We start from the raw sequence: 9,556 nt of genomic DNA, 5'->3' as shown, positions 1-9,556 counted from the left end.
CAGGAACTGCGAGATGTCGGCGCCCTCTTGCCGAGTGGCGCGCCGAAGGGGGAACCGGGCCGTCGCCGCGTCCGGGGCCGGAGTCAGCCGCCGAGCTGGATGCCGGCCATCCGCTTCCACTCGTACGCGCCGGTCTTCACCTTGAGGCCCAGCTCGCCCTCGAAGTCGTCGTGCAGGGTCAGCCCGGCCAGCTCCGCGGCCCGGCGGCCGACGGCGTAGCTGGGGGCCACCTGGTCGCCCCAGGCGCCGTCCGCGCCCACCACGACGATCCGGGTGGCCACGGCGCCGACGTACTCGACGACCGCGTCGGCGCTGCCGCCGTGCTGCCGGGCGAAGCTGGTCAGGTTCTTGGCGATGCGCTTGGCGCGGCGCTCGGCACGGGCGTCCGGCGCGGCGGCGGTGGCGGTCTCTGCGCTGCTCATGCGCCCGCCTCGCTCCGCTCGGCAGGGGCATTCGCCCACGCGCACCTCTTGATGACTCGCTCGCTTCGCTCGCTCATGTCCCGCATGCTACCCACCGGTAGCGGAGCTGGCGACAGGGGCGCCCTGTGCACCGGGACACATACTGGAGAGGTGACGTTCACCGGCTGGCCGGACGAGGCGCTCGAGTTCTACGAGCGCCTGGAGGCCGACAACTCCAAGACCTTCTGGCAGGCCCACAAGGGGCAGTACGAGGAGGCCGTACGGGCCCCGATGGAACGGCTGCTCGCCGAGCTGGAGCCCGAGTTCGGGCCGGGGAAGGTCTTCCGCCCGAACCGTGACGTCCGGTTCAGCGCCGACAAGTCCCCGTACAAGACGCACATCGGCGCGCACCTGGAGAGCGGCGGCTACATCCAGCTCTCCGCCGACGGCCTGGCCTGCGGCAACGGCTTCTACCAGCTCGCCCCGGACCAGCTGGAGCGCTACCGGGCCGCCGTCGCCGAGGACGTCAACGGCGCCGAGCTGGAGCGGGTGATCGCCCGGGTGGAGCAGCAGGGCCCGCTGGTGGTCGGCCGGGACTCCCTGAAGTCGGCCCCGCGCGGCTACCCCAAGGACCACCCCAGGATCGGCCTGCTGCGCCACAAGGGCCTGGTGGCCTGGCAGGAGTGGGAGCCGGCGAAGTGGCTGGGCACCCGCGCCGCCTACACCCGGATCACCGGCTTCCTGCACGCCTCCCAGCCGCTGCGGGACTGGCTGGACGGCCACGTCGGCCCCTCCGAGCTGCCCGCCCGCTGAGAACGCGAAGAGCCCCGGTCCGCCTGGACCGGGGCTCTCCTCGCAAGCCTCTACTTCACGAACGGGTCGATCGCGCAGACCACCATCAGCAGCGACAGGTAGGTGATCGACCAGTGGAACAGCCGCATCTCCTTGAGCTTCGCGCCCACGATCCCGGCCTTGGCCCGCCCGTACAGCGCGTGCGCCTCGCGCAGCCAGGCCGCGCCCAGCACCACCGCGGCGACCGGGTACAGCCAGCTCATGTGCCCCAGCGGCCAGACCGCCAGCGAGGTCGCCACCATCACCCAGGAGTAGACGACGACCTGCTTGCCGACCGCCACGTTGCCCTTGATCACCGGCAGCATCGGCACGCCGGCCCGCTCGTAGTCCTCGCGGACCTTCATGGACAGCACCCAGGTGTGCGGCGGCGTCCAGAAGAACACCACCAGGAACAGCGCCACCGCGGCCCAGGACACCGAGTCGGTCACCGAGGACCAGCCGACCAGCACCGGCATGCAGCCGGCGATGCCGCCCCAGACGATGTTCTGCGAGGTGCGCCGCTTGAGCCCCAGTGTGTAGACGAACACGTAGAACAGCAGCGCGCCCAGCGCCAGCCCGGCGGACAGCCAGTTGACCCCGTAGCCCAGCAGCACGGTCGAGACGACGGCCAGCGTGATGCCGAACACCAGCGCCTCGCGCGGCGACACCATCCCGGTGACGATCGGCCGCCGCTCGGTGCGCGACATGACCGCGTCGATGTCCCGGTCGATGTACATGTTGAGGGCGTTGGCACCGCCCGCCGAGAGGTACCCGCCGACCACGACCTTCAGCACCAGCCAGAGGTTCGGCACGCCCTGCTGGGCCAGGAACATCACCGGCACGGTGCTCATCAGCAGCAGCTCGATGATCCGCGGCTTGGTCAGTGCGACGAACGCGCCGACACGGGCCCCGATGGGCCGGTGCGCAGGAGTCGCCCCGGTGACCCCGGCGGGACGGGTTTCGACGGCGGTCACTAACACCCCAACTGAAGATGAATCCTCGCAGGCGTCCACAGGAACGAAGGGTCCCGAATCGTCCGCTCTGCGCGTACCACGACACCATAGACGCTCCATATATCGCATCCGGCTCCGGGGTCCCCCGGGCGAGGCGGAACGCACACCCCCGGGTGAACCGCCCGGACGGGGCCGCCGGAGCCCCCGGCGGGGCCCGCTCGCCCGTCCTGACCACCGGAGCGGCGCGGGGCCGCGAATCGGGAGAGTCTGGGACAAATCTAGTCCGACCGTTCCAGTGGGAATCTGCATGCGGAATTGCCGGTTGTCCCAGCACGGAGGGTGAGTCACGGCCCGGACGGTAGGCTCGCACGCAGAAGCGGGATCTACCCTCCGTGACCGGCACCACCCAGCGTCGGGACCACAGCGCCGTGGCCGACCCGGTCCCCATTCACGGGGTCACTCTTCAATACGGAAGGAGCCCTGAGACAGGGTGAGCACTGCGCCGACGAACGCATTCGAGTGGACCGATCTGGACGAGCGCACGGTTGACACCGCGCGCGTCCTGGCCATGGACGCTGTCCAGAAGGTCGGAAACGGACACCCCGGGACGGCCATGTCGCTGGCCCCGGCCGCGTACCTGATCTTCCAGCGGTTCCTGCGCCACGACCCGACCGACCCGTCCTGGGTCGGGCGCGACCGCTTCGTCCTCTCCCCCGGGCACACCAGCCTGACCCTCTACACCCAGCTCTACCTCTCCGGCTACGGCCTGGAGCTGGACGACCTGAAGGCCTTCCGCGTCGCGGGCAGCCGCACCCCCGGCCACCCCGAGCACGGCCACACCGCCGGTGTCGAGACCACCACCGGTCCGCTCGGCCAGGGCATCGCCAACGCGGTCGGCATGGCGATGGCCGCCCGCTACGAGCGCGGCCTGTTCGACCCGGAGGCCCCGGCCGGCGAGTCGCCCTTCGACCACACCATCTGGGCCATCGTCTCCGACGGCGACCTGGAGGAGGGCATCTCCGCCGAGGCCTCGTCGCTGGCCGGCCACCAGAAGCTGGGCAACCTGGTCGCCGTCTACGACGACAACCACATCTCGATCGAGGGCGACACCGAGACCGCCTTCTCCGAGGACGTCCTCAAGCGCTACGAGGCGTACGGCTGGCACGTCCAGCGGGTCACCCCGAAGGACAACGGCGACATCGACGTGGCCGCCCTCGCCGCCGCCCTCGACGCCGCCAAGGCCGAGACCTCCCGCCCGTCCATGATCGCGATGCGGACGATCATCGCCTGGCCGGCCCCGGACGCCCAGAACACCGCCAAGGCCCACGGCTCCGCGCTCGGCGCCGCCGAGATCGCCGCCACCAAGAAGGTCCTGGGCTTCGACCCGGAGAAGACCTTCGAGGTCAGCGACGAGGTCATCGGGCACGCCCGCCAGGTCATCACCCGCGGCAAGGCCGCCCGCGACCAGTGGCAGCAGTCCTTCGACGCCTGGCGCGCCGCCAACCCGCAGCGCGCCGCCGAGTTCGACCGGATCGAGGCCGGCGAGCTGCCCGAGGGCTGGAAGAAGGCCGTCCCGACCTTCCCGGCCGGCAAGGACGTCGCCACCCGCAAGGCCTCCGGCGACACCCTCAAGGCGATCGGCGCGGTGATCCCGGAGCTGTGGGGCGGCTCGGCCGACCTCGCCGAGTCCAACCTCACCACCATCGACGAGGACAGCTCCTTCCTCCCCGAGGGCAACCCGCTGAAGTCGGCCAGCCCGTACGGCCGGACGATCCACTTCGGCATCCGCGAGCACGCCATGGGCTCCACCATGAACGGCATCGCGCTGCACGGGAAGACCCGCGTCTACGGCGGCACCTTCCTGGTCTTCGCCGACTACATGCGCCCGGCCGTCCGCCTGGCCGCGCTGATGAAGCTGCCGGTCACCTACGTCTGGACGCACGACTCGATCGGCCTCGGCGAGGACGGCCCGACCCACCAGCCGGTCGAGCACCTGGCCTCGCTGCGCGCCATCCCGGGCCTGGCCATGGTCCGCCCGGCCGACGCCAACGAGACCGCCGTCGCCTGGCGCACCATCGTCGAGCGCCAGACCAGCCACCCCGGCCCGGTCGGCCTGGCCCTGACCCGCCAGGGCGTCCCGACCTTCGACCGCGAGGTCTTCGGCTCCGCCGAGGGCACCGCGAAGGGCGGCTACGTCCTGGCCGAGGCCTCCACCGGCGACCCGCAGGTGATCCTGCTCGGCACCGGCTCCGAGGTCCAGCTCGCCGTCCAGGCCCGCGAGGCGCTGGAGGCCGAGGGCATCGCCACCCGCGTGGTGTCGATCCCGTCCTTCGAGTGGTTCCAGGAGCAGGACCAGGCCTACCGCGACAGCGTGCTGCCGCCGTCGGTCAAGGCCCGGGTGTCGGTCGAGGCCGGCATCGCCCAGGGCTGGCGCGAGCTGGTCGGCGACCACGGCCGGATCGTCTCGCTGGACCACTTCGGCGCCTCCGCCGACTACAAGGTGCTGTTCGAGGAGTTCGGCATCACCGCCGAGCGCGTCGTGGCCGAGGCCCACAACGCCCTGCGCTCCCTCGAAGCCGTCAACCGCTAAGCGGCACCCGGCCGGGGCGCCCGACCGCACATCGGCGCCCCGGCCCTCCCGACCACCCCACGAAGCACGAAGAACAAGGGACTGAAGCACCATGACTGACGCACTGAAGCGCCTCAGCGACGAAGGCGTTGCGATCTGGCTGGACGACCTCAGCCGCAAGCGGCTCAACTCCGGCAACCTGGCCGAACTGGTGCAGAACAAGCACGTGGTGGGCGTGACCACCAACCCGACCATCTTCCAGAAGGCCATCGCCGGCTCCGGCGACGACTCCTACGACGGCCAGCTGCGCGACCTCGCCGTCCGCAAGGTCACCACCGACGAGGCGATCCGCATGATCACCACCTCGGACGTGCGCGACGCCGCCGACGTGCTGCGCCCGGTCTACGACGCCTCCAACGGCCGCGACGGCCGGGTCTCCATCGAGGTCGACCCGCGCCTGGCGCACGAGACCGCCGCCACCGTGGCCGAGGCCAAGCAGCTGTGGTGGCTGGTCGACCGCCCGAACGTCTTCATCAAGATCCCCGCCACCAAGGCCGGTCTGCCCGCGATCGCCGAGGTCATCGGCAAGGGCATCAGCGTCAACGTCACGCTGATCTTCTCGCTGGAGCGCTACAAGGCCGTCATCGACGCCTACCTGACCGGTCTGGAGGCCGCCAAGGCCAAGGGCCTGGACCTCTCCCAGATCGAGTCGGTCGCCTCCTTCTTCGTCTCCCGCGTGGACACCGAGATCGACAAGCGCCTGGACAAGATCGGCGGCGACGCCAAGAACCTGCGCTCCAAGGCCGCCCTGGCCAACGCCCGCCTCGCCTACCAGGCGTACGAGGAGGTCTTCGGCAGCGTCGACGGCACGACCGCCGGCAGCGCCCGCTGGAAGGCCCTGGAGGCCGCCGGCGCCAAGCCGCAGCGCCCGCTGTGGGCCTCCACCGGTGTCAAGGACCCGGCCCTGCCGGACACCCTGTACGTCACCGAGCTGGTCGCCCCCGGCACCGTGAACACGATGCCCGAGGCCACCCTGGACGCCACCGCCGACCACGGCGTGGTCACCGGCAACACCATCGTCCCCAACTACGCCGACGCCAAGGCCGTGCTGGACGCGATCGCCGCCGCCGGCGTGGACTACGACGACGTCGTCCAGCTGCTGGAGGACGAGGGCGTGGAGAAGTTCGAGCAGTCCTGGAACGAGCTGCTCGACACCGTCACCGCCTCGCTCGCCGCCTTCGCCGACGAGAAGTGACCGCTTCTCACAGCCAGCGCACGAAAGCGGAGCCCATCAAGTGAGCACTGATTTCCCCGAGTTGACTCCGGAATCGGACGCGGAAGACCTCCCGTCCTCCCCCGTCAACCCGCTTCGTGACCCCTCCGACCGACGGCTCCCGCGCATCGCGGGGCCGTCCGGTCTGGTCATCTTCGGGGTCACCGGCGACCTGTCCCGCAAGAAGCTGATGCCGGCCATCTACGACCTGGCCAACCGCGGTCTGCTTCCGCCGGGCTTCTCCCTCGTCGGCTTCGCCCGCCGCGAGTGGGACGACGAGGACTTCGCCAAGGAGGTCCACGACGCCGTCCGCGACCACGCCCGCACCCCGTTCCGGGAGGAGGTCTGGCAGCAGCTCGCCAAGGGCATGCGTTTCATCCACGGGACCTTCGACGACGACGAGGCCTTCGACAAGCTGCGCGAGACCATCGAGGAGCTGGACAAGGCCCAGGGCACCGGCGGCAACTTCGCCTTCTACCTGTCCGTCCCGCCGAAGTTCTTCCCGACCGTCGTCCAGCAGCTCAAGAAGCACGGCCTGGCCGACCCGCCGCAGGGCTCCTGGCGCCGCGCGGTCATCGAGAAGCCCTTCGGCCACGACCTGGAGAGCGCGCAGGAGCTCAACAAGGTCGTCCACGAGGTCTTCCCCCGGGACGAGGTCTTCCGGATCGACCACTACCTGGGCAAGGAGACGGTCCAGAACATCCTGGCGCTGCGCTTCGCGAACCAGATGTTCGAGCCGATCTGGAACCGGTCGTACGTCGACCACGTGCAGATCACCATGGCCGAGGACATCGGCATCGGCGGCCGGGCCGGCTACTACGACGGCATCGGCTCCGCCCGTGACGTGATCCAGAACCACCTGCTCCAGCTGATGGCGCTCACCGCCATCGAGGAGCCCGCCTCCTTCCACCCGAAGGCGCTGGTCGCCGAGAAGCTCAAGGTGCTCAGCGCCGTCAAGCTCCCGGCCGACCTCGGCCAACACACCGTGCGCGGCCAGTACGCGGCCGGCTGGCAGGGCGGCGAGGAGGTCGTCGGCTACCTGGACGAGGAGGGCATCGACCCCGAGTCCAAGACCGACACCTACGCGGCCATCAAGCTGGAGATCAACAACCGCCGCTGGGCGGGCGTCCCGTTCTACCTGCGCACCGGCAAGCGCCTGGGCCGCCGGGTCACCGAGATCGCGGTCGTCTTCCAGCGCGCCCCGTACCTGCCGTTCGACTCCTACGCGACCGAGGAGCTGGGGCAGAACGCCCTGGTCATCCGGGTCCAGCCGGACGAGGGCGTGACGGTGCGGTTCGGCTCCAAGGTGCCGGGCACCTCCTTCGAGGTCCGGGACGTCACGATGGACTTCGCCTACGGCGAGTCCTTCACCGAATCCAGCCCGGAGGCGTACGAGCGGCTCATCCTCGACGTGCTGCTCGGCGACGCCAACCTGTTCCCGCGGCACCAGGAGGTCGAGCTCTCCTGGCAGATCCTCGACCCGATCGAGAAGTACTGGGACGCCCACGGCAAGCCCGCCCAGTACGCGGCGGGGACCTGGGGCCCCGCCGAGGCGGACGAGATGCTCGCACGAGACGGCAGGAGCTGGCGCCGGCCATGAAGATCGACCTCACCAACACGACGTCCAGCAAGATCAACGCCGCACTGATGGAGGCGCGCCGGGGCAGTGGCGCCACCGCCGCCGGCATGGTGCTCACCCTGGTGATCGTGACCGACGAGGGCAGCGCCTACGACGCCCTCAAGGCCGCCAACGACGCCTCCCGCGAGCACCCGATGCGCACCCTCGCGGTGATCAAGCGCGCCGGGCGCTCGCCCCGGGCCCGGGCCGAGACCCGGCTGGACGCCGAGATCCTGGTCGGCTCGGACGCCGGCTCCGGCGAGACGGTCGTCCTGCGGATGCACGGCGAACTCGCCGCGCACGCCCAGTCGGTGGTCCTGCCGCTGCTGCTGCCGGACGCCCCGACCGTCGTCTGGTGGCCGGACAACGCGCCGCTGCACCCGGCGCGGGACCCGCTGGGCTCGCTCGCCCAGCGCCGGATCACCGACGCCGTCACCGCCGAGTCCCCGGTCGGCCAGCTCGCCGAGCGCTCGCAGAGCTACACCCCGGGCGACACCGACCTGGCCTGGACCCGGGTCACCGGCTGGCGCTCGATGCTGGCCGCCGCGCTGGACCAGCGCCCGTCCACCATCGTCTCCGCGGTGGTCGAGGGCGAGTCCTACAACCCCAGCGTCGAGCTGCTCGGCCTCTGGCTGACCAACCGGCTGCACGTGCCGGTCGAGCGGGTCGTCACCAACGGCCCCGGCATCACCGCGGTGCACCTGCGCACCAAGGACGGGGACATCACCCTGGACCGCCCGGACGGCCTGATGGGCACGCTGTCCATGCCCGGCTCGCCGGACCGCCAGGTGGCGCTCAAGCGGCGCGAGACCTCGGAGCTGATCGCCGAGGAGCTGCGCCGCCTGGACCCGGACGACATCTACGCGACGGCCGTGCGCACGCCCGTCGAGCGGCTGCGCGAGCCGGCCAACGCGGAGACCGCGGCGGCCGCGAAGATCGCCCGCGAGGTCGCCGTGGAGGCCGAGGTCGCCGTCGAGGAGGCCGCCGAGGCCGCCGTGGCCAACCCGGACCGGACCACCGCCGAGGCGGCGGAGCGGAAGCCGGCCCGGAAGGCCTCCGGCAAGCGCACCACCAAGGACGGCGCATGACCAACGCGACCCCGCAGCTGGTCGTCCACCGGGACAAGGAGCTGATGGCCCAGGCGGCCGCGGCCCGGCTGATCACCCGGATCGTGGACGCCCAGGCCGCCCGCGGCAGCGCCTCGGTGGTGCTCACCGGCGGTCGCAACGGCAACGCCCTGCTGGCCGCGATCGCCGCCTCCCCGGCGCGCGACGCGGTCGACTGGGGCCGGCTGGACCTCTGGTGGGGCGACGAGCGCTTCCTGCCCGCCGCCGACCCGGACCGCAACGCCGTCCAGGCCCGCGCCGAGCTGCTGGACGCCGTCCCGCTCGACCCGGCGCGGGTGCACGAGATGCCCGCCTCGGACGGGGTGGACGGCTCGGACGTGGAGGCCGCCGCGGCCCGCTACGCCGAGGAGCTGGCGAAGGCGGCCGGCCCGGGCGACCGGCTCGGCGTCCCGGCCTTCGACGTGCTGCTGCTCGGCGTCGGCCCGGACACCCATGTCGCCTCGCTCTTCCCGGAGCACCCGGGCGTGCGGGAGACCGAGCTGACCGTAGTCGGCGTGCGCGGGGCCCCCAAGCCCCCGCCGACCCGGATCTCGCTCACCCTCCCGGCGATCCGCACCGCCCGCGAGGTCTGGCTGCTGGCCGCCGGCGAGGACAAGGCGGGCGCGGTCGCGCTGGCCCTGTCCGGCCCCGGCGAGCTCCAGGCGCCCGCCTCCGGCGCGTACGGCCGCAGCCGCACCCTGTGGCTGCTGGACCGCGCCGCCGCGGAGCGGATCCCGCCGCAGCTCTACCCGCCGGCCTCGGCGTAAGGGCACACGAAAGGGGCGCCACCGTCATCGACGGTGGC

General features: G+C 71.7%; 8 protein-coding genes. 6 read left to right on the top strand and 2 right to left on the bottom strand.

The window, feature by feature from the left end; genetic code table 11:
• Positions 1 to 83: 83 nt before the first annotated feature.
• Positions 84 to 422, bottom strand: a complete 339-nt coding sequence (locus ABZW03_RS30395; protein ID WP_355265249.1) for a hypothetical protein — start codon at positions 420 to 422, stop codon at positions 84 to 86.
• Positions 423 to 572: 150 nt separating this feature from the next.
• Here ABZW03_RS30395 and ABZW03_RS30390 point away from each other — a divergent pair, with 150 nt between their 5' ends.
• Positions 573 to 1,214, top strand: a complete 642-nt coding sequence (locus ABZW03_RS30390) for a DUF2461 domain-containing protein (RefSeq protein WP_355265246.1) — start codon at positions 573 to 575, stop codon at positions 1,212 to 1,214.
• A 50-nt stretch (positions 1,215 to 1,264) separates the two neighbouring features.
• On the opposite strand, the gene ABZW03_RS30385 is transcribed toward ABZW03_RS30390, so the two are convergent.
• The gene (locus ABZW03_RS30385; RefSeq protein ID WP_355265244.1) at positions 1,265 to 2,212 is read right to left on the bottom strand and encodes a heme o synthase; all 948 of its coding nucleotides are present in this window, start codon (positions 2,210 to 2,212) and stop codon (positions 1,265 to 1,267) included.
• Positions 2,213 to 2,675: 463 nt separating this feature from the next.
• Between ABZW03_RS30385 and tkt the strand changes: the two genes are divergently transcribed.
• The 5 genes from tkt to pgl all read left to right on the top strand — a co-directional run bounded on the left by tkt (position 2,676) and on the right by pgl (position 9,518).
• Positions 2,676 to 4,775 (top strand): transketolase, encoded by a 2,100-nt coding sequence (gene tkt, locus ABZW03_RS30380; protein ID WP_355265241.1) that lies wholly within the window; start codon positions 2,676 to 2,678, stop codon positions 4,773 to 4,775.
• Positions 4,776 to 4,866: 91 nt separating this feature from the next.
• Positions 4,867 to 6,009, top strand: a complete 1,143-nt coding sequence (gene tal / locus ABZW03_RS30375; protein ID WP_355265238.1) for a transaldolase — start codon at positions 4,867 to 4,869, stop codon at positions 6,007 to 6,009.
• A 61-nt stretch (positions 6,010 to 6,070) separates the two neighbouring features.
• Positions 6,071 to 7,627, top strand: coding sequence for a glucose-6-phosphate dehydrogenase (zwf, locus tag ABZW03_RS30370; protein WP_355265251.1), 1,557 nt, complete (start codon positions 6,071 to 6,073; stop codon positions 7,625 to 7,627).
• Entirely contained in the window at positions 7,624 to 8,733 is a 1,110-nt protein-coding gene (opcA, locus tag ABZW03_RS30365; protein WP_355265235.1) for a glucose-6-phosphate dehydrogenase assembly protein OpcA, read from the top strand. Before zwf ends, opcA begins: the two co-directional genes overlap by 4 nt.
• Complete coding sequence (gene pgl, locus ABZW03_RS30360) at positions 8,730 to 9,518, top strand: 6-phosphogluconolactonase (protein WP_355265233.1); 789 nt, start codon at positions 8,730 to 8,732, stop codon at positions 9,516 to 9,518. Before opcA ends, pgl begins: the two co-directional genes overlap by 4 nt.
• Positions 9,519 to 9,556 lie beyond the last annotated feature (38 nt).

This window comes from Kitasatospora sp. NPDC004799, from assembly GCF_040609095.1.
Classification (GTDB): Bacteria; Actinomycetota; Actinomycetes; order Streptomycetales; family Streptomycetaceae; genus Kitasatospora.
The sequence above is the reverse complement of the archived record's forward strand: the minus strand, read 5'-3'. Positions and strand labels throughout refer to the sequence as shown.